This is a genomic window from Haloarcula sp. NS06 (assembly GCF_051122755.1).
In the GTDB taxonomy this organism is placed as follows: domain Archaea; phylum Halobacteriota; class Halobacteria; order Halobacteriales; family Haloarculaceae; genus Haloarcula.
Genome location: NZ_CP184844.1, coordinates 1,617,892 through 1,641,802 on the forward strand (window position 1 = coordinate 1,617,892; position 23,911 = coordinate 1,641,802).

Annotated in this window: 28 protein-coding genes and 2 pseudogenes; 14 read left to right on the forward strand and 16 right to left on the reverse strand. The window is 62.2% G+C overall.

All coding sequences use genetic code 11. The features are described from left to right. Nucleotides 1–45 precede the first annotated feature (45 nt). The gene (locus ACODNH_RS12130; RefSeq protein WP_434530344.1) at nucleotides 46–2,055 is read left to right on the forward strand and encodes a heme-binding protein; all 2,010 of its coding nucleotides are present in this window, start codon (nucleotides 46–48) and stop codon (nucleotides 2,053–2,055) included. Between the two features lie 19 nt (nucleotides 2,056–2,074). Here the strand turns inward: ACODNH_RS12130 and ACODNH_RS12135 are convergent, their stop codons facing one another. Continuing rightward, entirely contained in the window at nucleotides 2,075–2,833 is a 759-nt protein-coding gene (locus tag ACODNH_RS12135) for a class I SAM-dependent methyltransferase (RefSeq protein WP_434530345.1), read from the reverse strand. A gap of 56 nt (nucleotides 2,834–2,889) precedes the next feature. Further along, nucleotides 2,890–3,318 (reverse strand): Fe-S cluster assembly sulfur transfer protein SufU, encoded by a 429-nt coding sequence (sufU, locus tag ACODNH_RS12140; protein WP_004964685.1) that lies wholly within the window; start codon nucleotides 3,316–3,318, stop codon nucleotides 2,890–2,892. 163 nt (nucleotides 3,319–3,481) lie between these two features. Here sufU and ACODNH_RS12145 point away from each other — a divergent pair, with 163 nt between their 5' ends. Further along, nucleotides 3,482–3,958 carry a protein-tyrosine phosphatase family protein gene (locus ACODNH_RS12145; RefSeq protein WP_306704458.1) on the forward strand — a complete coding sequence of 159 codons (477 nt, stop codon included), beginning with the start codon at nucleotides 3,482–3,484 and terminating at the stop codon, nucleotides 3,956–3,958. 22 nt (nucleotides 3,959–3,980) lie between these two features. On the opposite strand, the gene ACODNH_RS12150 is transcribed toward ACODNH_RS12145, so the two are convergent. The 5 genes and pseudogenes from ACODNH_RS12150 to ACODNH_RS12170 form a co-directional block, all read right to left on the reverse strand. Then, a complete protein-coding gene (locus ACODNH_RS12150; RefSeq protein WP_306704460.1) occupies nucleotides 3,981–4,520 on the reverse strand; it encodes a cupin domain-containing protein in 540 nt (179 codons plus the stop codon). A gap of 110 nt (nucleotides 4,521–4,630) precedes the next feature. Continuing rightward, nucleotides 4,631–5,878 (reverse strand): aminotransferase class V-fold PLP-dependent enzyme, encoded by a 1,248-nt coding sequence (locus tag ACODNH_RS12155; protein ID WP_434530346.1) that lies wholly within the window; start codon nucleotides 5,876–5,878, stop codon nucleotides 4,631–4,633. An 83-nt stretch (nucleotides 5,879–5,961) separates the two neighbouring features. Then, nucleotides 5,962–6,420 (reverse strand): hypothetical protein, encoded by a 459-nt coding sequence (locus ACODNH_RS12160; RefSeq protein WP_434530347.1) that lies wholly within the window; start codon nucleotides 6,418–6,420, stop codon nucleotides 5,962–5,964. Nucleotides 6,421–6,484: 64 nt separating this feature from the next. After that, nucleotides 6,485–6,775 carry a DUF424 domain-containing protein gene (locus ACODNH_RS12165; protein WP_434530348.1) on the reverse strand — a complete coding sequence of 97 codons (291 nt, stop codon included), beginning with the start codon at nucleotides 6,773–6,775 and terminating at the stop codon, nucleotides 6,485–6,487. Beyond that, a pseudogene (locus ACODNH_RS12170) lies at nucleotides 6,772–7,501 on the reverse strand (tetratricopeptide repeat protein). Before ACODNH_RS12170 ends, ACODNH_RS12165 begins: the two are co-directional and overlap by 4 nt. Nucleotides 7,502–7,585: 84 nt before the next feature. Here ACODNH_RS12170 and ACODNH_RS12175 point away from each other — a divergent pair. From ACODNH_RS12175 to ACODNH_RS12185, 3 genes are all read left to right on the forward strand, one after another. Continuing rightward, on the forward strand, nucleotides 7,586–7,984 hold the full coding sequence (locus ACODNH_RS12175) for a hypothetical protein (RefSeq protein ID WP_306704471.1): 399 nt from the start codon (nucleotides 7,586–7,588) through the stop codon (nucleotides 7,982–7,984). A 44-nt stretch (nucleotides 7,985–8,028) separates the two neighbouring features. Beyond that, nucleotides 8,029–8,592, forward strand: coding sequence for an RNA 2',3'-cyclic phosphodiesterase (gene thpR, locus ACODNH_RS12180; protein ID WP_434530349.1), 564 nt, complete (start codon nucleotides 8,029–8,031; stop codon nucleotides 8,590–8,592). A gap of 254 nt (nucleotides 8,593–8,846) precedes the next feature. Continuing rightward, entirely contained in the window at nucleotides 8,847–9,659 is an 813-nt protein-coding gene (locus ACODNH_RS12185; protein WP_306704474.1) for a ZIP family metal transporter, read from the forward strand. On the opposite strand, the gene ACODNH_RS12190 is transcribed toward ACODNH_RS12185, so the two are convergent. After that, the gene (locus ACODNH_RS12190; protein ID WP_306707422.1) at nucleotides 9,656–10,108 is read right to left on the reverse strand and encodes a hypothetical protein; all 453 of its coding nucleotides are present in this window, start codon (nucleotides 10,106–10,108) and stop codon (nucleotides 9,656–9,658) included. The two genes, ACODNH_RS12185 and ACODNH_RS12190, sit on opposite strands and share 4 nt — an antisense overlap. 186 nt (nucleotides 10,109–10,294) lie before the next feature. Between ACODNH_RS12190 and ACODNH_RS12195 the strand changes: the two genes are divergently transcribed. The 7 genes from ACODNH_RS12195 to ACODNH_RS12225 all read left to right on the forward strand — a co-directional run bounded on the left by ACODNH_RS12195 (nucleotide 10,295) and on the right by ACODNH_RS12225 (nucleotide 15,324). Next, a complete protein-coding gene (locus ACODNH_RS12195; RefSeq protein WP_004518346.1) occupies nucleotides 10,295–10,447 on the forward strand; it encodes a 50S ribosomal protein L39e in 153 nt (50 codons plus the stop codon). Then, nucleotides 10,447–10,725, forward strand: a complete 279-nt coding sequence (locus tag ACODNH_RS12200; RefSeq protein ID WP_004518347.1) for a 50S ribosomal protein L31e — start codon at nucleotides 10,447–10,449, stop codon at nucleotides 10,723–10,725. The genes ACODNH_RS12195 and ACODNH_RS12200 overlap by 1 nt, the downstream gene beginning before the upstream one ends. A 2-nt stretch (nucleotides 10,726–10,727) precedes the next feature. Next, nucleotides 10,728–11,393, forward strand: a complete 666-nt coding sequence (locus tag ACODNH_RS12205; RefSeq protein ID WP_306704482.1) for a translation initiation factor IF-6 — start codon at nucleotides 10,728–10,730, stop codon at nucleotides 11,391–11,393. Between the two features lie 562 nt (nucleotides 11,394–11,955). Further along, a complete protein-coding gene (rpl18a, locus tag ACODNH_RS12210; RefSeq protein ID WP_004594032.1) occupies nucleotides 11,956–12,129 on the forward strand; it encodes a 50S ribosomal protein L18Ae in 174 nt (57 codons plus the stop codon). Then, a complete protein-coding gene (gene pfdA, locus ACODNH_RS12215) occupies nucleotides 12,126–12,587 on the forward strand; it encodes a prefoldin subunit alpha (protein ID WP_306704488.1) in 462 nt (153 codons plus the stop codon). The genes rpl18a and pfdA overlap by 4 nt, the downstream gene beginning before the upstream one ends. A 7-nt stretch (nucleotides 12,588–12,594) precedes the next feature. Next, nucleotides 12,595–13,893, forward strand: coding sequence for a signal recognition particle-docking protein FtsY (gene ftsY / locus ACODNH_RS12220; RefSeq protein WP_306704489.1), 1,299 nt, complete (start codon nucleotides 12,595–12,597; stop codon nucleotides 13,891–13,893). Between the two features lie 885 nt (nucleotides 13,894–14,778). After that, complete coding sequence (locus tag ACODNH_RS12225; protein WP_434530350.1) at nucleotides 14,779–15,324, forward strand: cell wall anchor protein; 546 nt, start codon at nucleotides 14,779–14,781, stop codon at nucleotides 15,322–15,324. Between the two features lie 44 nt (nucleotides 15,325–15,368). On the opposite strand, the gene ACODNH_RS12230 is transcribed toward ACODNH_RS12225, so the two are convergent. Genes ACODNH_RS12230 through ACODNH_RS12240 form a run of 3 tightly spaced genes read right to left on the reverse strand, consistent with a single transcriptional unit; the run spans nucleotide 15,369 to nucleotide 17,404 of the window. After that, entirely contained in the window at nucleotides 15,369–16,019 is a 651-nt protein-coding gene (locus ACODNH_RS12230; protein ID WP_306704493.1) for a bifunctional 4-hydroxy-2-oxoglutarate aldolase/2-dehydro-3-deoxy-phosphogluconate aldolase, read from the reverse strand. 53 nt (nucleotides 16,020–16,072) lie between these two features. Continuing rightward, nucleotides 16,073–16,447, reverse strand: a complete 375-nt coding sequence (locus ACODNH_RS12235) for a cupin domain-containing protein (RefSeq protein WP_306704495.1) — start codon at nucleotides 16,445–16,447, stop codon at nucleotides 16,073–16,075. Nucleotides 16,448–16,495: 48 nt separating this feature from the next. Next, entirely contained in the window at nucleotides 16,496–17,404 is a 909-nt protein-coding gene (locus ACODNH_RS12240) for an AEC family transporter (RefSeq protein ID WP_434530351.1), read from the reverse strand. 289 nt (nucleotides 17,405–17,693) lie between these two features. Here ACODNH_RS12240 and ACODNH_RS12245 point away from each other — a divergent pair, with 289 nt between their 5' ends. Both ACODNH_RS12245 and ACODNH_RS12250 read left to right on the forward strand, forming a co-directional pair. Further along, entirely contained in the window at nucleotides 17,694–19,103 is a 1,410-nt protein-coding gene (locus ACODNH_RS12245; protein WP_434530352.1) for a signal recognition particle protein Srp54, read from the forward strand. Between the two features lie 109 nt (nucleotides 19,104–19,212). Continuing rightward, nucleotides 19,213–19,611 (forward strand): universal stress protein, encoded by a 399-nt coding sequence (locus ACODNH_RS12250; RefSeq protein WP_004964622.1) that lies wholly within the window; start codon nucleotides 19,213–19,215, stop codon nucleotides 19,609–19,611. A gap of 8 nt (nucleotides 19,612–19,619) precedes the next feature. On the opposite strand, the gene ACODNH_RS12255 is transcribed toward ACODNH_RS12250, so the two are convergent. The 5 genes and pseudogenes from ACODNH_RS12255 to ACODNH_RS12275 all read right to left on the reverse strand — a co-directional run bounded on the left by ACODNH_RS12255 (nucleotide 19,620) and on the right by ACODNH_RS12275 (nucleotide 23,824). Continuing rightward, nucleotides 19,620–20,303: a thioredoxin family protein gene (locus ACODNH_RS12255; RefSeq protein WP_306704502.1), complete on the reverse strand. Its 684-nt coding sequence runs from the start codon at nucleotides 20,301–20,303 to the stop codon at nucleotides 19,620–19,622. Next, a pseudogene (locus tag ACODNH_RS12260) lies at nucleotides 20,304–21,046 on the reverse strand (ABC transporter ATP-binding protein). Further along, nucleotides 21,043–21,801 carry an ABC transporter ATP-binding protein gene (locus ACODNH_RS12265; protein WP_306704506.1) on the reverse strand — a complete coding sequence of 253 codons (759 nt, stop codon included), beginning with the start codon at nucleotides 21,799–21,801 and terminating at the stop codon, nucleotides 21,043–21,045. Before ACODNH_RS12265 ends, ACODNH_RS12260 begins: the two are co-directional and overlap by 4 nt. Next, entirely contained in the window at nucleotides 21,798–22,889 is a 1,092-nt protein-coding gene (locus ACODNH_RS12270; RefSeq protein ID WP_306704509.1) for a branched-chain amino acid ABC transporter permease, read from the reverse strand. Before ACODNH_RS12270 ends, ACODNH_RS12265 begins: the two co-directional genes overlap by 4 nt. Further along, nucleotides 22,886–23,824, reverse strand: a complete 939-nt coding sequence (locus tag ACODNH_RS12275) for a branched-chain amino acid ABC transporter permease (RefSeq protein ID WP_306704511.1) — start codon at nucleotides 23,822–23,824, stop codon at nucleotides 22,886–22,888. The genes ACODNH_RS12270 and ACODNH_RS12275 overlap by 4 nt, the downstream gene beginning before the upstream one ends. Between the last annotated feature and the right edge of the window lie 87 nt (nucleotides 23,825–23,911).

A 23,911-nucleotide genomic window follows, 5' to 3' on the forward strand; every position in this document is an offset into this window, starting at 1 on the left:
GACGACATGAGAAGTTTCCTTACTGTCGACCTGCAATCGGGATCTATGGACCAACGCAAGCCGCCAGCCACGGAAGAGGGCTGGTACGCGCTGCACGATTGCCGGAGTATCGACTGGGACGCCTGGCGCGAGGCCCCCCAGCGAGTCCGCGATCGTGCACTCTCGGAGGGGATCGGCTTCCTCGACGCGTACGAAGCCGTCGAAGACGCCGAGGAGGGGCAGACGGCGGTGTACACCGTCATGGGCCACAAGGCCGACATCATGATCCTCCACCTGCGGCCGACGATGGGCGACCTCGATGCGGCCGAGCGCCATTTCGAGCAGACGGAGTTCGCCGCCTTCACCGAGCAGGAGTTCTCCTACGTCTCCGTGACGGAGGCGTCGGGCTACACCGAGAAGTCCCGCGAGTACTTCGAGGGCGAAGTCGACGACGACTCCGGGCTGGCCCAGTACATTCAGGCCCGGCTCCACCCCGACGTGCCGGACGAGGAGTTCGTCTGCTTCTATCCGATGAGCAAGCGCCGCCAGCCTGACCAGAACTGGTACGACACATCCTTCGAGGAACGGGCAGCCCACATCAAGCGGCACGGCGACATCGGCCGTACCTACGGCGGCGACGTGAACCAGATGATCGCCGGCTCTATCGGCTTCGACGACTGGGAGTGGGGCATCACACTCTGGAGCGACGATATGCGCCACATCAAGGAGCTGCTGACCGAGATGCGCTTTGACCCCTCGACCTCCCAGTTCGCCGAGTTTGGCCCCTTCTACGTCGGCCGGAAGTTCGATCCCGCCGAATTACCGGCTGTGATGGCCGGCCAGCGAGTCCCGACCGACGACGAGTCGGTTCCGGAGACGCCGGCGGACGTTGCGGAACACGAGCACGCGCCGGCTGATGCCGGCGCGAGTCACAGTCACGACGGAGAGCCGACGACGGGCGGCGCACAGACAGGGGCACACGCCGGCGGAGACGCCGACAGCCACGGCGGAACCCACCCCGGGAGCGCTAGCGAAGGCGACTATCCCCATTCCGAGGAGTCGTCCGACGAGGACGGTTCAGGTTCGTCGAGTAGCTCTGGCGGCCGGCCGGACGTTTCGGCCGACTTCGAGGAGATAGACGACGCCGCACAGCGACTTGGTCGGTTGGGGCTGTACGAAGACGACGCGTACGACGCTGGTGACTACGCGCTGGTGTTCCACTCCTCGGCCGATGCGGAGGACATCGTCGACGATGTGTCCGACCTCGAAAGCAACTTCGACCACTACGACCGCCACGTCCAGACGGCCGTGCGCGCCGACAGCGGTCAGACGCACCTCGTCAGCATCTGGACGGCGAAAGACGCCGCTGAGACGGCAGCCGGCTTCCTGAAGGATATCGATGGTGTCGACGAACAGTTCGGCGGCTCCCTCGGTGAGGATGCCGAGAGCGACGAGACCGTGGACAATAGCGACGCCCAGACCGCTGAATCGTCCCAGTCGATCCGCGAGACGCTCGAATCGGCGGGCGTCTACGCCGGGCAACCGCACGGCGAGGACGTGTACGCCCTCGTAGTGTACTCCGAGGCTGACGCCGAAACACTCGACGCGGAAGTCGCGGACCTCCGGAGCGCGTTCGAGCGCTACGACACGCACGTCCAGACGACGGTGTACGGCGATACCGACGGCGATCTCTCGGCCGTCGCGTCGCTGTGGGACACCGAGGACGCCGCCCAGACTGCCAGCGACTACCTCACTGACCTCCCCGGCGTCGTCGGCCGCCACGGCGAGGGCGACGGGTTCGGGACGATGGGGATGTTCTACACGGTCAAGCCAGAATACCACGAGGACTTCGTCGAGAAGTTCGACACCGTCGGTGGCCTGCTCAAAGAGATGGACGGTCACCGTGAGACCTCGCTGTTGTTCAACCACGACGACGAGAACGACATGTTCATCGCGAGCCAGTGGGACTCACAGGAGGACGCGATGGCCTTCTTCCGCTCCGACGACTTCTCGGAGACGGTCGACTGGGGTCGGGACGTGCTGGCCGACCGACCGCGGCACGTTTTCCTGGCCTGAATCGCAGGCAACCTATTCGCTATCGACCGGCGACGAGCCGTAGCCGTCGGTAGTCTGCGATCCAGGTGTCACCGTCGAAAAGCGTCGGGCGGAGCCGGTCCTCGACAGCCGACAGCACTGCCGCTTGCTCGCTATCGTCGACACCAGCGAAGAACTCATCACCGAACATCTCAATCCAGTTCTGGAGCCCGTCTTCACCGCCGTCCAGCGGCGTCGGTCGGTCGAATAGCCGTGAGAACTGCAGTTCGAGCCCGTGCGCTTCGACTCGCGGCGCGTACTCGCCGATACTCGGGAAGTACCAGGGATGACTGGCGTCGTAGCCCCGTGCATCCAGTTCGGCGATGAGTGCGTTGGTTATCGCGGCCACGTTACCGTGTCCGCCGAACTCCGCGACGAACCGTCCGCTCTCGGCCAGCGCGTCGGCAACCGTCGACAGCACCGCGTCGTGGTCCTCTCCGGGAATCCAGTGCAGCGCCGCGTTCGAAAACACCGCATCGAACGGCTTGTCAGCGGTATAGGACTGCACGTCCGCCTGCTCGAACGCGAGGGTCGGATAAGCGTCTCTGGCCTGTCCGACCATCTCCGCCGACGCGTCGATACCGACCACCTCGGCACCGCTGTCTGCGATTTCCGCCGTCAGGTGGCCGGTGCCACAGCCGACATCCAGTACCCGCTCGCCGGGGTGAGGGTCCAACAGGTCGACGACCGACTGACCGTGTTCGTGGACGAACCCGTGGCGGTCGTCGTAGTCGTCGGGGTCCCAGTCGTTGCCTGGCATGGCCTGTGCTATTCCGAGATGGAGTCAAAAGAATACCGACGGTGTTTCTGTCCGTTTCAGTCGTCGTCTTCGGTCACAGTTCGGTCGATGTCTTTCTCACCGAAGAAAATGTCTGCCCCGTCTTGGGCCACCTTCTCTGCGAGAACGGCACACTTGACTCGCATCGGCGAGATGTCGACGCCGAGCATTTCTGTGATGTCGTCGCGGTCCATCGCTTTCAGGTCCTCGACCGCCATCCCAGCTAGCTCTTGTGAGAGCATCGACGCGGAGGCTTGGGAGATGGCACAGCCATCGCCTTGGAAGGCGACCTGCTCGATGGTCTCCTCGTCCTCGTCGAGGACGACATCCATCCGTATTTCATCGCCACACATCGGATTCTCGCCGATGTGGGTAAACGTCGGGTCCTCAATCTCCCCGTAATTCCGCGGGTTCTTGTAGTGATCGAGGATCTGCTGCCGGTACATATCCGAGCCACCGATACCCATAATTGAACTATGATATGGCTGTCAGTCGGAAAAACGTTCCGAGGTATCGATTCGCATGTACGATGTCCTGTGATAGGAACCGCTTTGACGGCCTGTGGGAACCGACAGACTCCCTTCTGCCAGTCGGTAGTATTTATACTATCCCTGCCCGTTCTGTCAGCCCGTGGGAGAGAACAACGCTCCATCTCCGACTGACCATGCCGTTCGACCCGTGGGGTTCGTCAGTGACGAGCCGGTGATTCGCCAGATCGGCAACCGGGCGCTGTATCTCGGCAACAAACACGCAGCACGGCCCGAGGCACACGACCACTCCTTCGAACACGTGCTTTCGGCGACGAGCGAGGCCTACTCCCTCACGACCGCCCACCACCCGCTTATCGACGGTGCAGGCAACGAATGGACGGCGTTCGAGGCGGCCGTCGATACTGCTCGGCGCTTCGTCCGTGCGGATGGCACGGCGTTGATTCACTGCAAGGCCGGCGTCTCACGGAGCGCGACGCTGATTGCGACGGCGCTCGCTGCCGAAGAGAACCGACCGCTTTCCGACGCACTGGCAGCTGTCCGGGCAGCCCGACCGATTGCGACCCCGAATCCGGCGCTGTATAAGCTAGCTGTCATCTATCTCGCTGCGAACCGATGATACACATCCACGCCTTCTAGAGCTACTCTGTGACGGCGTTCTCGTCTTTCTTTACGACTTCATCACGGATCCGGTCGACCCACAGCGCAATTGGCCAGTCTTCTGTCTGGTACGGTTCTGTGCCTTCGAGCAATTCGAGGCGTCCGACAGAGTCCGGCGGCATTGTGACCAGTCCCTCGTGACCGGTCTCACCCACTGCCTCGATCTTGTGTCGGGCCCCACCGGGTAGATAGACGAACTCGCGTGGTTCAGCCCGGAGCACCTGCTCGCTTCCGTCTTCACGTTTCAGCGTGTATCTAGCGGCGCCATCGAGACACAGACACACCTCGTCGAAACTGGGCGCGTGCGTGTGCCAGTCGATGACCGCGCCGGGGTCCATCTCGAAGTACAGCAGCTTGAATTCATTCGTGGTACACACTGGATACGTCCGGATGTCGTTCCCGCCCTGTTCGAAGTGGCTGGCGTCGTCGAGCGACACCTTGTACATCGTCTGCTCGGGGAGGTGCGTACGATCGAGTGATGCTGGCGTCAGCGATGGTTCCGCCTCATCGGTGTCAGTCATCGTCCTGTGAAAAATTATCGTTGGTATGTCATATAGGTGCTGTACACACCGGTACTAGATTACAACTGAAAGCAAACGTCTTGCAGTCCAGCGACAGACTGAGCGCCCGATTACGCGAACAACTGCCGGGCGTCGTCGATAGCCGACACGAGCTTGTCCACTTCCTCGCGTGTGTTATAGATGTAGAAGGAGGCTCGCGCAGAGGCAGGGACGCCCATTTTGTCGTGGAGCGGCTGCGTGCAGTGGTCGCCAGCGCGGATAGCGACGGCGGAGTCGTTGAGAATCGAGGAGAGGTCGTGAGCGTGCACCGAGTCGAGGTTGAACGAGACGAGGCCACCGCGCTCCGTTCCCGCAGAGGGACCGTACGTCTCTACGTCACCCTCTTCACGGAGCTGTTCCAGCGCGTACTGGGCGAGCTGTTCCTCGTGGCGCTGGATCCGCTCCATCCCGATGTCGTCGAGGTAGTCACAGGCCTCCGCGAGCGCGATGCCTTGCGCGATGACCGGGGTGCCGGCCTCGAATTTCCACGGAAGGTCGTTCCAGGTGGCGTCCTCGAAGGTGACCTTCTTAATCATCTCGCCGCCGTAGAGGTATGGCTCCATCTCCTCAAGCAGGTGCTTTTTGCCGTAGAGGACGCCGATACCCGTCGGACCAGCCATCTTGTGGCCCGAGAAGGCCAGAAAGTCGGCGTCGATGGCTTCCACGTCGACCGGGCGGTTCGGGACCGACTGCGCGCCGTCGACGAAGATGTATGAATCGTGGTCGTGGGCGATGTCCGCCAGTTCCGAGACGGGGTTGACTGTGCCGAGCGTGTTCGAGACGTGGACGACACTGACCATCGCGGTGTCGTCGGTGATAATCTCGCGGGCGTGGTCCATGTCGAGTGTGCCGTCCTCATCGACACGGATGTAGCGGCAGGTCGCGCCGGTCTTCTTGGCGATCTGTTGCCAGGTGACCAGTGAGGCGTGGTGTTCCATCTCTGTGAGGACGACCTCGTCCTCGGGCCCGAGTTCGTTCAGGCCCCAGGCGTAGGCGACGAGGTTCTCGCTTTCGGTGGTGTTCTTGGTGAAGACGATTTCCTCGCGCTCGCCGGAAGCACCGATGAACTCGGCGACGCGGTCGTGGGCGTCCTCGTAGGCGACGCTGGCCTCCTGACTGAGCTGGTGGAGGCCACGGTGGACGTTGGCGTTGGTCGTCCGGTAGTAGTCGGCGATGGTCTCGACGACCGGCTCGGGCGTCTGCGTGGTGGCCGCGTTGTCGAGATACACCACTTGCTCGCCGCCGAACTCGCGCTGGAGGATGGGGAAGTCCTCGCGGATACGCTCCACGTCCAGTAGTTCAGATTCAGCGTGTCCCATTAGTTCTGTTCAGGGGCTCAACAGGCAACATTCCTTCGGTTCACCTAGAACTCCTTCCGTCCGGTAGCGGCCGCTGACCCGACCTATCCGGAGCCAGAGTCGGATTCGGATTTGGCAGCCATCACGTGTTGCTCCCGATAGGTCTCCAGTAGGTAGTTGTCCCAGACGAGATCGCCGAGAACGTGGGCGTACAGCACGACGGCAGTAAACAGTGCCAGCGGCTCGGAGACGAGCCAGAGGCCGAACACGACTACACCGCCGATGAGATGGTGACTGAGGAGGCGCTGGAGCGGCCAGAGGTCCTGCGGGCCGAATATTTCGTCCTGTTCGAGTACCGCTATCTTCGGATTGCGGAGGCAGCGCCGGAGCGCGGCCCAGTCGCCGGTCTCCAGCCGAGCCACGGCAAAGTGATCGAAATCGATGGCGACACCGACGACGACCGCGTAGCCGACGGCGGCCCACCAGGGGAGCGGGACCGGCAGAACGGCGACGCCGGCGGCCCCGACAGCCACGGAGACGATAGCGTGGTCTCGAGAATACATACATGTCACTCTCGACGGGCGTGTGCAAAGACTGTCGGGGTCGGGCGTGCGGCGGGTACCGCAGTTACATCCAGAGCAGTTGCGCGTGGCGCGTCTCGCCCAGATCGAGGACGTTCTCCTCATCGACGAAGCCGTGCTCGACGGCAACGCTGACGGCGTCGTCGCCGACGATGTTGGCGACCGAACAGCGGGAAAGACTGTTGACGATTTCGTCTTCGGTAGCCGCTTCGCCGCCGTAGAACTCTTCGTTGACGGTGAGTGACACGGGACCGTTCTCGAACGTTTCGCCCATAATGTCAGGGTCACAGACCGAGACGAGCAACCCCTCGTCGGTGTCGCGTTCGTTGAGTATCATTCAAGCAGTTGCTGTTCGGCCTCCTCGCGCATCTCGTCGACTTCCTCGGCCAGTTCCTCGGCGCGGTCGAATTCGCCGACCTCTTCGAGCGCGCGGGCCTTCTCTTCGAGTACGTCGGCGTTGCGGAAGCCGAGGCGGACGGCGTTGTCGAACGCGTCGATAGCCTCGTCGAGCTAGCCCGCGTTCGAGCAGGAAGAAGCCGCGGTTGTACCAGCCTTCACCGAAGCGGGAGTCGATCTCGACGGCGCGCTCGGCGTGTTCGAGTGCCTGCTCGGAGCGGCCGGATTTCCACAGCGCGTATGCGAGGTTCGTCTCCGCCGTGGCGGCGTGGTCGGACTCCTCGTCGAAATTGAGGGCTTCCTTGTACGCGCCGATGGCGGCGTCCCACTCCTCGAGTTCTGCGTGGGCCGCACCCTTGTTCGTCCATGCCTCTTGGAGCAGACGCTCCTCCTCCGTGTGCTGGGCAACGCGCTCGAAGGTTTCGGCGGCCTGTTCGTGGCGGTTGATGTGCATATACTCTAGGCCGACATCGAGTAGCTTCTCCGGTTCCACAGAGTCAGCGGAGATGTTCCGCTGGTCAAGCAGGTCGGTGACGACACGGGAGTCGACGGGGTCGACCTTGTCTGGGTCGACCTCGAACTCCGGCGGTTCAAGATCGAACCCCTCGTAGGGGTCGTCGAACCCTTGCCCTTCCGAAAAGGCGTGATCGTCGTCGTTGTCTGTCATACTACCTGATTGACGGCCAATCCGGTTAAGGGCTACGTCCACGGCTCGCCAGGATTTAGGTGTCCTGCGACCGGATTCTCGGCTATGCGGGATCCACTGGCAGTAGACGCGTTGCTCGTCTTCTTCGGGGGTGTATTTGCTGTCGTTGGTTGGGCTGCTATCACTTCGAACGCGGCCTCGCTGTCACTGCCTGCCGCTGGAGCGGGCGTTGCTGGAACGGTCGTTCTGGCGGCTCTCGTCGGACGCTACGACGCGCAGCTATCGGCGCTCTGGCGCCGGGTGTCCAGTCCGGCAGAGACGCCTCGGGAACGAGCGCAGATGGGCCTCCTGATTGTGGCGGTAATCCTCGCCCGGCTATCCCTTGGTCTACTTCCTGATACCGCCATCCCCGCTCTCTTCGGCGTCGCGGTCGCAATGGTTGCTCTGGGTCTCGGACATAGCCTGTGGCGGTGGTATACAACCCCAGACCATTGCGGCCACTGATTCCCGCCGTAGCTTTCTTGCGGACACGATTGGAACCGCTAGCTATGGCCAAACGCCTGTTCGTCAGCGTCGACCTGGACGGGCTCGAAGACGCTATCGATAGCGTACAGGACCGCTTCGACGGGGTGTCGGGCCTTCGATTGACCGACCCCGAGCAGGCCCACGTCACGCTGAAGTTCCTCGGTGACACCGCGCCGGACCGGGTTGCTGACGTCGTCGCCGCCCTCGAAACCGCGGTCGAAGACAGCGGCGTCGCGCCGTTCGAAGCCGAGTTTGGTGGGCTCGGTGTTTTTCCGTCGCTGTCCTACATCAGCGTTGTCTGGGTCGGCGTTCGCGACGGTCAGGGCGGCGCGGAACTGACCGCGCTGCACGAAGCCGTCGAAGATCGGACCGTCGCAATCGGGTTCGAGCCGGCGGACCACGAGTTCACGCCACACGCGACTATTGCCAGAATGGACCACGCCGGTGGCAAAGAGACAGTACAGAACGCCGTCGAGAACGACGACCCCAACGTAGGTTGCTTGCAGGTCACGGAAATCCGACTGAAGGAGAGTGTGTTCGGGCCCGACGGTCCGGTACGTCGGACCGTCGAATCGGTGTCGCTGTGAGCGTGTGCCCTCACAGCCAAACCGTTGCTCCCGGTGCGAGTGCTATGCGAACGGTGCCGACGGCAGTTATTACCATAATTTTGTCAGGAACTACACGATGACGTTAGGACTACCGTAGTATGGACGCCATCCATGTTGAGGCCGTCAATTAGACACCCGCGTAGCTATCTACGGCGTACTGGCAAGCCGTTTAGGCCAGCCAAAACAATCAGGTTAGTGACAATTTTTATCGGTCCGAGCGGCGTAGGACCGATATGGTCGCCGTCGAGAACGTTGTCTTCGTGTTCGTCGCGGGGTTGCTTACGGCGCTCGCCACCGGCCTCGGTGCGATCCCGTTCTTCCTGGTCGATGAGTTCTCCGACCGATGGAACGTCCTGCTATGGGGGCTGGCCTCGGGCATCATGGTCGCTGCCTCACTGTTCGGGCTCGTCCGGGAAGGGCTGGCCTACGGATCGCCAGTGCTGCTGGTCCCCGGTATTCTGGCCGGGATCGGGCTCGTCGCCGTAGCACACGAACTGCTAGACGATTTTGACCAGTCCCCAGAGGAGTTCGAGCAGGCCGATTTCACCAAGCTGCTGCTGATTCTGGGCATTTTGACTGTCCATAGCTTCCCGGAGGGCGTAGCTGTCGGCGTCTCCTTCGCAGAACTCGGACTGGAGGCGGCCACGCCCGACTCCGCCGTTGGTATCGTCGGCATCTCTGTCCCGCTGTTGGCGGTGTTCATGACAGTCGCGATTTCTATCCACAACATTCCGGAAGGGACTGCTATCGCCATCCCGCTCCGTTCGCTGGGCGTCAGCGAGTGGAAGATGGTCTGGTGGGCAGTGTTCTCCTCGCTGCCACAGCCGGTCGGGGCCGTTATCGCGTACTACTTTGTCACGCTGGCAAAGGCGTTCCTCCCGTTCGGCTTCGGTTTCGCTGCCGGGGCGATGGTGTACCTTGTTCTCACGGAGTTCGTCCCCGAGGCCTTGGAGTACGGCGACGGCTTGCCGGGTGGTGGTAAACGCGAACTACTCACTGGCATCGCTGTTGGTGTGTTGGCGATGGTTCCGCTGGCGTTCGTTTAGAAGGGGAGCTTGTTCCGGATGACGGTGATATCGACGAAGGCCTTCAGCGGGTCGTCGTAGTCATCGACGCGAGTTTCCATCCGGTAGTTCGAGTGATCAACGGCGAAGAAGTACGGACCGGGCTCGTCCAGTGACTCTCGTGCGCCGCCGTCGTCCGTCGATGCTTGGTAGATATCCGACCCCGCGGGCTGGACCGCTGTCTGGCTGAACTTGGGGTTCCCCGGCGGTGTCCCGTCGGGCTCACGACCCTTGATGTACGTGTCGTACTGCTTGAACTGCTCGCGGTCCGTGAAAAAGTACACGTTGAACGGGATGTCTGCCTTGACAATATACTGTAGCTCACCGCCCGGGTCGGATACGTCCGGGATTTCCTCCTTTATCCACGCTTTATGTGGGTTGACTCTGACATCCTGCTGCACGCTGATGACAACTTCACCGCCCCCACCCAAGCAACCAGAGCCGACGGCTGTTGCACCGACGCCCATTGTCCGGAGGAATTTGCGGCGCTCCATCCTTTGATAATCAGGTCTACGTCGTACTTAGTTCTACGTCCGCAGTTATAGCCGCTGATAACGGGCCATGACCGGCTCGAAAAGGAAGGAATTTAAACCACGGCGCGGAACAAGCACCATACCATGGGTAAGAAATCGAAGGCTACGAAGAAGCGACTGGCCAAACTCGACAACCAGAACAGTCGAGTCCCGGCCTGGGTCATGCTCAAGACGGACCGCGAGGTCCAGCGCAACCACAAACGACGCCACTGGCGGCGCAACGACACTGACGAATAATGAGCGCCAGTGACTTCGAGGAGCGTGTCGTCACCGTCCCGCTCCGAGACGCGCGAGCCGAACCGAACCACAAGCGCGCAGACAAGGCGATGATCCTCATCCGCGAGCACCTCGCCAAACACTTCTCTGTCGACGAGGACGCCGTCCGCCTCGACCCCTCGATCAACGAGGCGGCCTGGGCCCGCGGTCGCGCCAACACGCCGAGCAAGATCCGTGTTCGCGCCGCCCGCTTCGAGGAAGAGGGCGAAGCCATCGTCGAAGCAGAGACCGCAGAGTAACGTTGCTCCGCGCGGCTTTCTCCGGGTCGTCGTACGTGGGTGTGTTCGCCCGTGCGACCGACGACTGCGTGCTGGTTCGCCCAGACTTAGACGAATCGCTACTCGACGACCTGAGTGACGAACTCGGCGTTCCGGCCGTGCCGACCACTGTCGGCCGGTCCGGGACCGTCGGCGCGCTCGCGACCGGCAACGAGAACGGTCTGGTCGTCTCCGAACGCGTCCGTGAAACCGAAATCGAACGGATTCAGGACGTCGTCGACGTGCCCGTGACACGGCTTCCCGGCCGGATCAACGCCGCCGGCAACGTCGTCTGCTGTAACGACTACGGCGCGTACGTCCACCCCGACCTCCCCAGAGACGCTGTGCAGGCGGTCAAAGACGGGCTGGACGTCCCAGTCGAACGCGGCGTCATCGCTGGTGTCACGACTGTCGGGACCGCCGCCGTCGCCACCAACAAAGGCGTGCTCTGCCATCCGAAGGCCACGGACGGCGAGCTCGACGCACTTGAGGACATCCTTGACGTGCCGGCCGACATCGGGACCATCAACTACGGTGGCCCGCTCGTCGGCTCTGGCCTGCTTGCCAACGACCACGGCTACGTCTGTGGGTCGGACACCTCCGGCCCAGAGCTTGGCCGTATCGACCAGGCACTCGGCTACATCGACTGACTTCTATTTCACCGCTCAGGACGGATGCTGGTGGCTGAGTTTCTCCGCCACCACGCTTGGAACGGGTAGCCCGCAGTCCCCACACGCCCAAGACCGGCTGGTCCCGCCCTGCTCCAGCGCCAGATTCTGCCTGAACCGCAGCGTCGCACCGCACCAACACCGGTAGGTCGTCTCGCTCATGCCTCGACGTACGTGGTGCACCGGCAAATCCGCCGGGGTCAGTGACCATGACAGCTCGTGTCAAAGAATAATATAGTGTGTTCCCAAATATCACACATGGTCCAGCGAACACCATCCGCGGAAGACCAGAACAGCCTCGTCTGCCGGAAGTGTGACTACTCGACAGGTGTACTCCGCCCGTCCTGTCCGGAGTGTGGCGGCGATATGGTGTATGCGCCAGAACCCACGAATAGGGGCTGAGAACTCTGTTTCTGGGTAGTTCGGACGCTGCCGGTTCGGGCTGAATAGCGGTGCGTATTCCTCAGCGCTGTCACGGAGAGCTGCAATACTCGAAAAAGGCGGAAGGGGAAGATACTTCCCTACCCTGCCCGCATCTGCGTGTATGAGCACGTACACTGTTCGCGGTAGTTTCCCGGCCCGAGACGGCCCACAACAGTTCGAGAAGGAGGTCGACGCGCCAAACGAGAACGTCGCTGAGGAGCGCGTTTACAGCGACTTCGGCTCCCAGCACAACCTCAAGCGCACGCAGATCACGATTGAGGAGGTGGCAGCATGATGGGCGGTGGCGGCGGTGGCGGCGGCGGTCAGATGCAGCAGGTCGCACAGGAGATCGAGCAGATGGAGCAGGAAGTCGATGCTATCGACGAGGAGATCGAACGCCTCCGCGAGAAGCAGACTGATATCGACGAGGCCATCGAGGCCATCGAGACTCTCGATTCAGGGTCCACGGTGCAGGTCCCACTCGGCGGCGACGCCTACATCCGCGCAACAATCGAGGACATCGACGAGGTCGTCGTCTCCCTTGGTGGCGGCTACTCCGCAGAGCGCGAACAGGAAGGCGCCACCAGCACGCTGGAAACCAAGAAGGAGACGCTGGACGACCACATCAGCGACCTGCAGGAAGAGAAGGCCGAAGTCGAGACCGAGATGGAGGAGCTCGAACAGCAGGCCCAGCAGATGCAACAGCAGCAGATGCAGCAGATGATGCAACAGCAAGAGCAGGAAGACGAGTAAGGCCGCCATGTTCGACGGACTGAAGGACAAACTCAGCGGGTTCACGAGTGACGTCGAGGAAGACGTCGACGACGACGCACTTGAAGGGGAGGACGAACCGGACGCCGACGAGGTGGATGGTGAAGCGCCTGCCGATCAGGTGACTGAACCCGAGCCCGCGGTGGACGAACAGTCGTCCGAGGGCGACACGGCGGAACCGCCAGCCGAAACCGAGCAACCACAGGCTGACGCTGAACCGCCAGCCGCAGATTCCGAGGCGACAGACGAGTCAGCCACAGCGTCGACTACGGCAGTCGAAGACGCGGACGCGGACGCGGTCCGCGACGAAGGTTCACAGCCGGACGACGCCGCGGAGACCGACGAGGACTCAGCGTCCGAGGCCGACTCGGAGTCTGAAGCAGAAGACGATGATGACGGTGGCCGCGGCCTCGCCGCGAAGGCGAAGCTCATGGCGACCGGGAAGACGGTCATCGAGGAAGAAGACCTGCAGAGCCACCTTGATGACCTCGAACTGGCGCTGCTGTCGAGCGACGTAGAGATGAGCGTCGCCAACGAGATCCTCGACGGCGTCAAGGAGAACCTCACGGGGCAGACCCGCCGACGGCTCTCCAGCACGGGGAACCTCGTCCGGGACGCGCTTCGGGAGTCGCTGTACGACGTCATCAACGTCGGCCAGTTCGACTTCGACGAGCGCGTCCAGCAGGCAGACAAGCCTGTCACCATCGTGTTCACCGGGGTCAACGGCGTCGGGAAGACGACCTCGATTGCGAAACTCGCCCAGTACTTCGAGGATCGCGGACTCTCGACGGTGCTCGCCAACGGCGACACCTACCGCGCCGGCGCGAACGAGCAACTGGAGAAACACGCCGAGAACCTGAACAAGAAGATCATCACTCACGAGCAGGGGTCGGACCCGACGGCGGTCGTCTACGACGCCGTCGAGTATGCCAAGGCCAATGACATCGACGTGGTCCTGGGTGATACGGCCGGCCGACTCCACACCTCGGATGATCTGATGGCCCAACTGGAGAAGATCGACCGCAACATCGACCCGGACATGACGCTGTTCGTGGACGAGGCGGTCGCAGGCCAAGACGCCGTCAACCGAGCGCGCGAGTTCAACGACGCGGCCGAAATCGATGGGGCAATTCTGACGAAAGCTGACGCCGACCCGCAGGGCGGCGCGGCCATCTCCGTCGCACACGTCACCGGGAAGCCGATCCTCTTCCTGGGGACCGGTCAGGACTACGACGACCTCGAACCGTTCGATCCAGAGGAAATCGTCGACAGCCTCATCGGCGAGTAGGCCTCGGACTTCTCGGTTATTGTTGCTGCAATCTCCAGACTATGAGCAGCTACTATCCACCCTGATTGTCCAGTACCTGGAGCGTTCGCGCCCCTCTAAGTAGAATGCACCGTGTACCATACAGCAAATATCACCACAGCAGTGGAGAGATGGTTGTTTTCGCCGACAGGAGCGCGTTGAGGTCGATCGCTGTCCATCACCCACTCACGCAGTACTGAGCGTGACACCAATACAGACAATCGAACGACACGGCGTTTCTGGCAATGCTGTGAATGGGGGAGACAGCAATGCGACGGACGCAACTGTCGGCATGTCGCGCCGGCTGCTGTCGCACCTGAACTCATTGGGGCGTTCCCGGGTGACCGTAGTCCCTCGCTGACGAGCCGCAACTCGTAACTGACGGGCAAGCCGATTTCCCGTGTTCCAGGCGACGGTGACGATAACTGCGGCTGCGGGGGTTCCTGCAGGTATGTGGACTGATACAGGTACTGACACTGGGGACACGGGTTAGTACGTTGCTAAACGGCGACTGAGCGGGTTTTGACCGCTGAATCGTTGTCTTACTCACAGCGCATGGTAGGTAACAAGCTGATAGCTCGGCTTGGGGACGTTGATACCTATGCACTCGATAACTGCTCGGGAACGGTGTGAATAATTATACCCCGAGTATCGAACCACACCGCAGCAAGTTGCATTTCAGCCGACAAAAGCGCAGAACCACCCGTGAACTGGCCGAGATACCGGGTTCGAACCAATCATGGTCTGAAACCGATTGTTTTGCGAACCGGCTCAACCTTCGGGTGTGGCTAATCCGTTCTGTCGGCTCTCCGTCAGACGCTTAGCAGGTCATTCATAAACTGCCCAGGTTCTCTTCGGACAAATGCTATGGGACGACCCACATCTCGACGGAACGTTATCAAGATTGCAGGCGGCGCACTCGTGGCGCTTGCCGGCTGTAGTGACACTGGCGGTAGTACGGAGTCTGACGGCGGTGACGGCGGTGCCGAAGCGCCGGGCACGTCCACGGCAGCAGAGACTGACGCGATGACGGAAGCCAGTACAGAGTCCGAGCCAGAAACTGCGGTCCAGACCGAGGAAGAAACCGGAATAGATTCCGAAACGGAACTCGGCGAGAACGAAACCGATGCCCTCGGAAACGAGACGGAGATGCCGGATAATGAAACCGAACTGCCCGGCAATGAGACCGAAGTATCGGGCAACGAAACCGAACTGCCCGGGAACGGGACCGAGGCTCCGGACAACGAAACTGAAATACCTGGAAACGAGACAGATATTCCGGGTAACGAAACCGAGATACCCGGTAACGAAACCGAGATACCCGGTAACGAAACCGAACTGCCTGGCAATGAGACCGGCACGGCCGGGAACGAGACAAGCAACGAGACGACCGCGAACGAAACCGAAGCGTAAGCCGCCCACGCTGTATCAGGTCTTTCTCCCACCGGCCGGGTGAGCTACTCTCGGGCGGCCTCGACGGCGCCGACGAACTCCGCGGCCTGTTCGCGGACACCGTCCATGTCGTCGTTCTCGATGGCCTCGTAATTGACCAGTGCTGAGCCCGCGCCAACGGCGACCGCGCCGGCATCGAAGAACTCGTCGACATTATCGGTCGAGACACCACCGGTTGGCATAATCGGGACGTCACCGAGTGGACCCTGCAGCGCGCCAATGTGGGCCGGCCCGACCGTTTTCGCCGGGAACATCTTCAGGATATCAGCGCCCGCTTCCATCGCGTCGGCGGCCTCCGTCGGCGTCATGACGCCCGGGATAGCGAGGACGCCCTCGCGGTTACACACATCGATGACGTCTTCGTTGAGGTTCGGCGCGAGGACGAACTCCGCGCCGGCCTCGATGACATTGCGGGCGGCGGCGGCGTCCATGACTGTGCCGGCTCCGATGATGGCGTCGGTGTCGTCAAGTGCCTTGTCGACGGCGGCGATCATGTCCGAGCAGCGCTTCGCATCCGCCGTCAGTTCCAGTGCTGTGACGCCGCCCTCGTGGACAGCCGTCGCCACGTCGACCATCTTGTCCTCGGGAATTCCCCGCAGGACCGCCGTGACGCCGCTGTCGACCAGTTCCTGTTGTACCGCCTGTTTGCTCGTCATGGGCGCAACTGTGACGGGGTGGCTGAAAAGCGTGTCTGAACTGCCGGACCACGCTACGTGTCCGGGTCGTATGGGCGCGCGATGTCGGTCGGTGGCGCGCCGACGCCCAGCACGGTAACCGACTCGTCAGCATCAGCGGGATTGTGCGCGCGATGTGGGCTGTCCGGTTCGGCGACGAACACCTCGTCGGCCGAGACGACGTACTCCCCGTCGGGCGTTTCGACGTGAAGCGTGCCCTTGAGCACGTAGAACAGTTCCTCGCGCGTCTCGTGGTAGTGGTAGGTCCGCGAGAGGTCTTCGCCAGGTGCCATCTCGTAGGTGGCCGCGTGGAGTGCGTGGAGTTCGGCAGCATCGGAGATGCCGCGCCGGTCGCAGGGGTAGTCCTCAGTTTCCGACAGCGACTCGGGGTCAATCTGGTGATAGCCCATATGGTCGGTGGGGGCGCCGGCGGGCAAAAGCGTGACCACGCCGGGGCGTCAGGCGAATAGCCAGATGAGGAGCGAGAGCGTTCCGATGGAGACCACTGTCGAGGTGAAGACGTTCAGCGAGGCGAAGGCGGCGTCGCCGCCGAGTTCTGTTGTGTAGACGTACGTCGACACCGCCGTTGGGGTACCGAGCATCACGACCGCCGCACCCAGCGCCGTCGCGTCCATCGACAGCGAGGAGTACACCAGCCACGCCAGCGCCGGCATCCACAGTACCTTCAGCCCGACGACGCTGACGGTCTTTTGCAGGTCCGACACCGGGAGGTCCGTGTCAAGCGTCGCACCGATACACAGCAGGGCGACCGGGAGCGCCAGCTCCGCCGGTGGACCGAGCGCACCGATGAGTAACTCCGGAACGGACAGCGACAGGACTAAGGCTGTGATGCCGGCCGCCAGCGCGATGAGTACCGGGTTCGTCACGAGTTTCTTGCACTCGCTCAGCAGCGAGGCGTCGCTGCCGTTGATACGGACCAGCAGGAACACCGTCACCGGGACGTGGGTCACCGCGCCGATGCCGAGGATGACGCTGGCGACAGCCGTCGCTTCGCTGCCCATCGTCGCCGCCACGAGCGGCAGACCCAGAAACCCCATGTTGCTGTGATACGACTGAACGACGGAGACGCTGCGGCGGTCGGCGGACTCCAGCCGCCGGTGGACGAGCCAGCCCATCGTTATGGTCAGCGCGACGATGACCCAGAAGCCCCCCAGCAACGCCGGCGAAATAATCTCCCGTAACGGGCGGTCGTACGTAGATCGGAATATAAGCGCCGGCAGGGCGACAGTAAAAACGAGTGTGGTGAGGATATCCGTCCGCCGCTCGGTCAACAGCCCGTAGTGGCCGGCGGCGACGCCGCCCGAAAGAAAGGCGATCATGAAACCGAGCTGCCCGAGAACGGCCATATTGTCGCCCAGTCGCTTCGACCTTTTGACCCTTTTGTCACGGGCAGAAACGGCATTTATCCAGTAGGCACTGTCTCCCGCGTAGGCAGCACCGGGTGCCGACGCCGACGCACGCAACCCCATCTCGGAACCGATTGGCCAGTTGACGTGGGCGGGACTGAAATGACCGGAGCGCTCCGGCTTTCGGCGGTGGTCGTCACGAGAGCAAACCCAGTTCCCTACGTCTACACGGCAGTCGAGAGCATGACAACAAGCCTTTACCCGCGCCGTCGCGTATCTCGCGCCAACAATGGTACTCGACGATCTTGGGAGTTCACTTCGGGGGACGCTTGACGACCTCCGGGGGAAGTCCCGGCTCTCTGAAGAAGACATCGAGGACATCGTCAAGGAGATTCAGCGGTCGCTGTTGCAGGCCGACGTGGATGTCGGGCTCGTTCAGGACCTCTCCGATAGCATCGAAACACGCGCGCTAGATGAGGAGCCCCCGGCGGGGACGACGCCGCGGGATTGGGTCCTGCGCATCGTCTACGAAGAACTGGTCGACCTCGTCGGCGAGTCGACCGAACTCCCGCTGGAGGAGCAGACCATCATGCTCGCCGGTCTGTACGGGTCGGGGAAGACGACGACGGCCGCAAAGATGGCGTGGTGGTTCTCGACGAAAGGGCTCCGACCGGCCATCATCCAGACCGACACGGACCGACCCGGCGCGTACGACCAGTCCAAGGAGATGGCCGAGCGCGCCGAGGTAGACTTCTATGGCGACCCCGACGAGGACGACCCGGTGAAGATTGCTCGCGACGGGCTGGAAGCGACGGAGAACGCGGACGTTCGTATCGTGGACACGGCGGGCCGTGACGGTCTGAACGAGGAACTCATCGAACAGATTGAGCGTATCGAGCAGGAGGTCCAGCCCGATCGGGACCTGCTCGTGCTGGACGCGGCGATGGGCCAGAGCGCCAAGAGCCAGGCCGCCGACTTCGAGGCGGCCATCGGCATCGATGGCGTCGTCATCACGAAGCTCGACGGGACGGCGAAAGGTGGGGGCGCGCTCGCAGCGGTCAACCAGACCGACTCTACCATCGCCTTCCTCGGCTCCGGGGAGACGGTCAAAGACATCGAGCGGTTCGAACCCTCCGGGTTCATCTCCCGACTGCTCGGGATGGGTGATCTCAAACAGCTCACCGAGCGCGTCGAGCGCGCGATGGAGGAAACCCAGGAAGGCGACGAGGAGGACTGGGACCCTGAGGACATGATGGAGGGGAAGTTCACCCTCAAGGACATGCGCAAGCAGATGCAGACGATGAACAACATGGGGCCGCTGGACCAGGTGATGGATATGATTCCCGGCCTGGGCGGCGGGCTGATGGACCAGCTCCCTGATGACGCGATGGACGTGACCCAGGAGCGGATGCGGGACTTCGATGTCATCATGGACTCGATGACGGAGGAGGAACTGGAGAACCCCCGCGTCGTCGGCCAGTCCCGGACCAAGCGCATCTGCCGTGGGTCCGGCAAGCCCGAGGAGCGGGTGCGTGAACTCCTCCAACAGCACAAGCAGATGGAGCAGATGCTCAAGCAGTTCCAGGGAATGGGCGACGGCGACATGGAGCGGATGATGAAACAGATGCAGCAGGGCGGTGGCGGCGGTGGCGGGATGGGCGGTATGGGTGGCGGCGGCATGGGGCCGTTCGGCGACTGACGCCGCTGTGCCGATCCGCGGGACGCGATACGTGACGCTATTTTTGATGATCTATGTTCGAAATCCGGGCCAGAACTAAGGGTTGGCCCGTTCTACAGATGAAGCGAGCATGTACGAAATTGTCGCTGGGATAGACAAAAGTGAGGCTCGTGGGACCGCCATCGCTGAATCGATAACAGAAATTCCGATGGACGCCAGCCAGGTCCGTGTCACGCTGCTGCACGACTTCGAGGAGAACCCCGAAGGCGCGTCCGTCGATCAGGTGGCCTCCGTGCGCCGGGCACGAGAAGTCCTCGAGGACGCTGGCGTTGAGGTGGCGCTGGAAGAGTCAAGCGGCGAACCGGCCGACGCGATCCTCCGGTTGGCTGACGAGCAGGACGTCGACATGATTGTCGTCGCCGGACGCAAGCGGACGCCGACAGGCAAGGTGCTGTTCGGCAGCGTCACACAGAGTGTGATTCTCGGTACGGACCGTTCCGTACTGGTCTGTAGCGGCGAAGAAGAGTAACGCCGCAGTCAGACGCCGTACACTTCTTCGACTCGGTCAGCGAGCGGCGACGGGTCCGTCCGCCCGGTGATCCGCTCGACGGGCTCGCCGTCCTCGAACAGCACGACGGCGGGCGCTGCGTTGACCCCGACCGACTGACAAAACTCCGGGGAGCGCTCGCCGGCGACGCCGCCGACCGGCACGCCGTCCGGGAACGCGGCCAGAACGTCGTCTAACTCCGCTTTCATCGCTTCGCAGGGGTCACAGAACAGCTTCCACACGGTCACGACACACCGGTCGTGGGTGTCGACGAACGCCTCGTAGCTGTCGTCGTCGAGGTGTTCAACTCTCTCGGGTACCGGCGTCTCCGGCCCCAGTTCGGTCGCCATCTGTGCCATCGTCGTCAGTTCCACGATGGTGTAGGCGTCGTCGACGTTCGACCGCAGGGTCAGGAACGTGGCGAACTCCTCGCGCGATACGTCGAGTTCGTCGACCCGCTCGGCTGCTTCGGCGGCCGAATCGAGGCCGAACACGTCGGCGACGGACTCGTGGAACTCCGTGTCGCCCATCGTCACGTAGGTGTCGTAGTACACCTCGCGGTCGGCCTCGAACGCTTCTGTCGTGCTGACTTCGTCCGTTTCCTCGTCGATGACGACGACACCTTCCGACTCCAGTGCGTCGAGTAGCGCTTCGGGAGATTGAGTTTCCGACATTCAGACACCTAGGTACTTGTCGCGGGTCTCTGGTCGTTCTGCAGTTCCTCGGCGGGCCCCTCGAAGACCACCTGTCCACGGTCCAGCACGTAACACCGGTCGGCGATTTTCATTGCCGCGACAGCGTTTTGCTCGACCAGTAGTATCGTCGTCCCGTCTTCGCTGATGCGTTCGATGGCGTTCTCGACCGACTCGATGATCTGTGGTGCCAGCCCCTCGTATGGCTCGTCGAGCATCAACAGGTCGGTGCTCTGGTGGAGCGCGCGGGCGATGGCGAGCATCTGCTGTTCGCCTCCGGAGAGCGTGCCGGCCTTCTGTGACCGCCGTTCGTCGAGTCTCGGGAAGTACTCGTAAATCTCCGCCGCCGACATCCCTTCGTCGCGGAAATCGAGCTTCCGTCGCCAGGTGTTCGACTTGTTGCGGACGGTGTCCGCGAGGTGGAGGTTCTCGGCAACGGTCAGGTCAGTGAACACGCGCCGTTCCTCCGGAACCAGTGAGATACCGCGGACGGCGATGTCCTCCGGCGGGTCGCTGGTGATGTCCGTCCCGTCGAACTGGATCGTACCGCTCCGGACATCGGGCGGCGTCGCTCCGGAGATACATCGGAGTGTCGAGGTTTTCCCCGCGCCGTTACGGCCCAGCAGGGCCGTGATTTCGCCGTCGTCGACGCTCATCGACACGTCCTGAATGATGTGGCTCTCGCCGTAGTAGCCGTTGATGTTGTCCACGTCGAGCAACGTCATTCCTCGACACCTCCCAGGTACGCTTCCTGCACAGCAGGGTCGTTCTGTACCTCCGTCGGCGTCCCCTCCGCGATAACTGACCCACGGTTGAGGACGACGATGCGGTCGGAAATGTCGAAGACGATCTCCATGTCGTGTTCGACCAGCAGGAACGTCAGATCGAGTTCTTCCTTGACGCGTTTGATGAGGTCGACGGTCGATTTCGTCTCGTCGGGCGACATTCCCGCCGTTGGCTCGTCCATCAGCAGCATGTCCGGTTCGGCGGCCAGCGCGATGCCAAGCTCGAGCCGGCGCTTATTCCCGTAGTCGAGGCTATCGGCTTGGTTCTCTCGCTCGTCGTACAGGCCGACCGACTCGAGCACTTCGTTTGCCAGTTCATCGACCGCCGGGTAGCTGTTCTGATTCCGGAAGAAATTGAATCGGAACGAGCCGTGCTCGGCTGCCAGCGCCGCGATGGTCGCGTTCTCCTTGACGGTTAGTTCAGGGAAGATAGAGGCTGTCTGGAAGGACTTGCTCATCCCCCGCTGGACGACCTCGTGTGGGTCCATCCCGATGATTGAATCTCCTTGGAACGCGATTTCCCCGTAGCTCGGTTCGAGCCGTCTGGTGACGAGGTTGATGAACGTCGATTTCCCCGCGCCGTTGGGGCCGATGAGGCTCACGCCCTCGCCCTGTTCTATCTCCAGATTCACCTCATCAACGGCAGTGAGGCCGCCAAACTGCTTGGTGAGCTGTTCCGTTTTGAGGACCGTCATTCGTCCTCACCTCCGACGACCATATCACGAACGTAGTCGATACCGCCCCAGATTCCGTTGGGGAAGAGGACGACGGCGACGACGAACACGACGCCGAGGATGAGGTGCCAGAACGGGCCAAGTGTCTCGAACCCGCTGACAATATTCTCGATGTACAGGTACAGTCCGGCGCCGAACAGCGGCCCGAACAGCGAGCCGACACCGCCGAGCACAGTCATGATGACGATACGACCGGACTCGGTCCAGTACAGCGACTGCAGGGGCACGTAGTTCCCCTCGATGGTGAACAGGCTCCCGGCGATACCAGCGAAGGCCGCCGAGATGATGAACGCCATCAGCTTGTACCGCCAGACATCCAGCCCGACGAACTCCGCCCGCCGTTCGTTCTCCCGAATAGCGCGGAACACGGTTCCGTACGGCGAGTGCAGGATACGGTTCGCCATTGCGACTGACAGCACCGCCACGACGGCGACGAACACATACAACATGTCGTCGACCAGCATCGTCAGCGGGAACGGCACCCCACCGTGGATGTCGATAACGCCCAGCAGGCTGCCGATGTCCACGGAGGTGAAGCCGTTTTCACCGTTGGTTAGGAAGGCCAGCGGCGAAGCCGCCAGGTAGAACGACATCTGGCCGAACGTCAGCGTCAGGATGGCGAAGTAAATCCCGCCGCGGCGTAGTGACAGGAAGCCGACGACCCACGCCAGCAACACGGCAAACGCCGTGCCGGCGAGCAACACCAGCAGCGGCGAGCTACTGACGCTCGCGCTGAAGATGCCGGCGGCGTAGGCTGCACCGCCGAAGAAGACGGCGTGACCGAACGACAGCAGGCCGGTGTATCCCAGCAGGATGTCGAACCCGACGGCGAAGATGCCGTAGATGAGCATCAGCGTCGCCAGCTGCGTGTAGCCGTCGAGGAAATTGTTGAACAGGAACGGGAAGACGGCCACACCCACGACCGTCAACAGGACCGTCGATATCTCTCGGTCGCGGAAGCTGGCCCATCGGTCGGCGAGGCCACCGGTAACCTCTGCATCTGCGTCGGCCGCTGCCGTCGCAGTCGCGTCGCGTGGTTCGTCGCTCACGAGACATCCACCTCCGAGCCCAGCAGCCCCTGCGGACGCACCAGCAGGACTAGCGCTGCGAGCGCGTAGATGCCGACCTGACTCCAGGCGGCGTAGCCGGTCTGGATGAGGAACACCTGCAGCGTGCCGAGCATCAGCCCGGCTACCACGGCCCCCTCTATTTTCCCGACGCCACCGATGACGACGGTCAGGAACGCCGGAACTAACTGTTCAGTCCCGATGTTGGGGTTGACGTTAGCGAGTGGGCCACCGACGACGCCGGCCACGCCGGCGAGTGCGGCACCAATGCCGAAGACGACGAGGTACGGTCGGCTCAGCTTGATCCCAAGCAGTCGAACCATCTCGCCGTCGAGGGTACCAGCCTGAACGATGAGGCCGAAGTCAGTGTACTCGACGAGTGCGTACACGCCAAGGACAAGGACTGCGGTAATCGCGATGACGCCAAGTCGCCAGCGCGGGAAGTTTCCGACAACGGGCAGCGCGATAGGGCCGGATGCCCACGAAGGCTGTTGGAACGGCTGGCTGTTCCCGCCAAGCAGCGCCCGGAGCAGTTCCTGGACGATAATTGCGAGCCCGAATGTCACGAGAATCTGGTCAGTGTCGGGTCGGTCGTAAAAGGCCTGTGCGATGAACCGCTCCATCAGCAGTCCGATAATGAACACGACAATCGGAACGATGACCAGTGCAGCAACGAACCCCAGTCCGATACCGTATGACTGGATGCCCCATTCCGCTAACTGACCGTCGTTCAACGGGACCTGTCCAGTTATGAACAGCCCTAGATACGCGCCGACGAGGTACAGCGCCCCGTGGGCGAAGTTGACGAATTTTAGCGTCCCGAGGATAATCGACAGTCCAACCGCGAGCAGGACGTAAATCGCGCCCTGTTGTAGCCCATTCAATAGGATGGTGAGGATATCCGCGAGTAGCGTCACGTCGGATCCCCCCACTGCACTCCGCTCGTACTATCTGCGTATTCCTAATCATGCTAGTTTTTGTGTATCAAGTAAGGCAACCTCATG

What these genes read in the sequence shown, in the direction of transcription:
- ACODNH_RS12130 (WP_434530344.1), top strand. Translation starts at nt 46, where the DNA reads ATGGACCAACGCAAGCCGCCAGCCACGGAAGAGGGCTGGTACGCGCTG.
- ACODNH_RS12135 (WP_434530345.1), bottom strand. Translation starts at nt 2,833, where the DNA reads ATGCCAGGCAACGACTGGGACCCCGACGACTACGACGACCGCCACGGG.
- sufU (WP_004964685.1), bottom strand. Translation starts at nt 3,318, where the DNA reads ATGGGTATCGGTGGCTCGGATATGTACCGGCAGCAGATCCTCGATCAC.
- ACODNH_RS12150 (WP_306704460.1), bottom strand. Translation starts at nt 4,520, where the DNA reads ATGACTGACACCGATGAGGCGGAACCATCGCTGACGCCAGCATCACTC.
- ACODNH_RS12155 (WP_434530346.1), bottom strand. Translation starts at nt 5,878, where the DNA reads ATGGGACACGCTGAATCTGAACTACTGGACGTGGAGCGTATCCGCGAG.
- ACODNH_RS12160 (WP_434530347.1), bottom strand. Translation starts at nt 6,420, where the DNA reads ATGTATTCTCGAGACCACGCTATCGTCTCCGTGGCTGTCGGGGCCGCC.
- ACODNH_RS12165 (WP_434530348.1), bottom strand. Translation starts at nt 6,775, where the DNA reads ATGATACTCAACGAACGCGACACCGACGAGGGGTTGCTCGTCTCGGTC.
- ACODNH_RS12175 (WP_306704471.1), top strand. Translation starts at nt 7,586, where the DNA reads ATGCGGGATCCACTGGCAGTAGACGCGTTGCTCGTCTTCTTCGGGGGT.
- thpR (WP_434530349.1), top strand. Translation starts at nt 8,029, where the DNA reads ATGGCCAAACGCCTGTTCGTCAGCGTCGACCTGGACGGGCTCGAAGAC.
- ACODNH_RS12185 (WP_306704474.1), top strand. Translation starts at nt 8,847, where the DNA reads ATGGTCGCCGTCGAGAACGTTGTCTTCGTGTTCGTCGCGGGGTTGCTT.
- ACODNH_RS12195 (WP_004518346.1), top strand. Translation starts at nt 10,295, where the DNA reads ATGGGTAAGAAATCGAAGGCTACGAAGAAGCGACTGGCCAAACTCGAC.
- ACODNH_RS12200 (WP_004518347.1), top strand. Translation starts at nt 10,447, where the DNA reads ATGAGCGCCAGTGACTTCGAGGAGCGTGTCGTCACCGTCCCGCTCCGA.
- rpl18a (WP_004594032.1), top strand. Translation starts at nt 11,956, where the DNA reads ATGAGCACGTACACTGTTCGCGGTAGTTTCCCGGCCCGAGACGGCCCA.
- pfdA (WP_306704488.1), top strand. Translation starts at nt 12,126, where the DNA reads ATGATGGGCGGTGGCGGCGGTGGCGGCGGCGGTCAGATGCAGCAGGTC.
- ftsY (WP_306704489.1), top strand. Translation starts at nt 12,595, where the DNA reads ATGTTCGACGGACTGAAGGACAAACTCAGCGGGTTCACGAGTGACGTC.
- ACODNH_RS12225 (WP_434530350.1), top strand. Translation starts at nt 14,779, where the DNA reads ATGGGACGACCCACATCTCGACGGAACGTTATCAAGATTGCAGGCGGC.
- ACODNH_RS12230 (WP_306704493.1), bottom strand. Translation starts at nt 16,019, where the DNA reads ATGACGAGCAAACAGGCGGTACAACAGGAACTGGTCGACAGCGGCGTC.
- ACODNH_RS12235 (WP_306704495.1), bottom strand. Translation starts at nt 16,447, where the DNA reads ATGGGCTATCACCAGATTGACCCCGAGTCGCTGTCGGAAACTGAGGAC.
- ACODNH_RS12240 (WP_434530351.1), bottom strand. Translation starts at nt 17,404, where the DNA reads ATGGCCGTTCTCGGGCAGCTCGGTTTCATGATCGCCTTTCTTTCGGGC.
- ACODNH_RS12245 (WP_434530352.1), top strand. Translation starts at nt 17,694, where the DNA reads ATGGTACTCGACGATCTTGGGAGTTCACTTCGGGGGACGCTTGACGAC.
- ACODNH_RS12250 (WP_004964622.1), top strand. Translation starts at nt 19,213, where the DNA reads ATGTACGAAATTGTCGCTGGGATAGACAAAAGTGAGGCTCGTGGGACC.
- ACODNH_RS12255 (WP_306704502.1), bottom strand. Translation starts at nt 20,303, where the DNA reads ATGTCGGAAACTCAATCTCCCGAAGCGCTACTCGACGCACTGGAGTCG.
- ACODNH_RS12265 (WP_306704506.1), bottom strand. Translation starts at nt 21,801, where the DNA reads ATGACGGTCCTCAAAACGGAACAGCTCACCAAGCAGTTTGGCGGCCTC.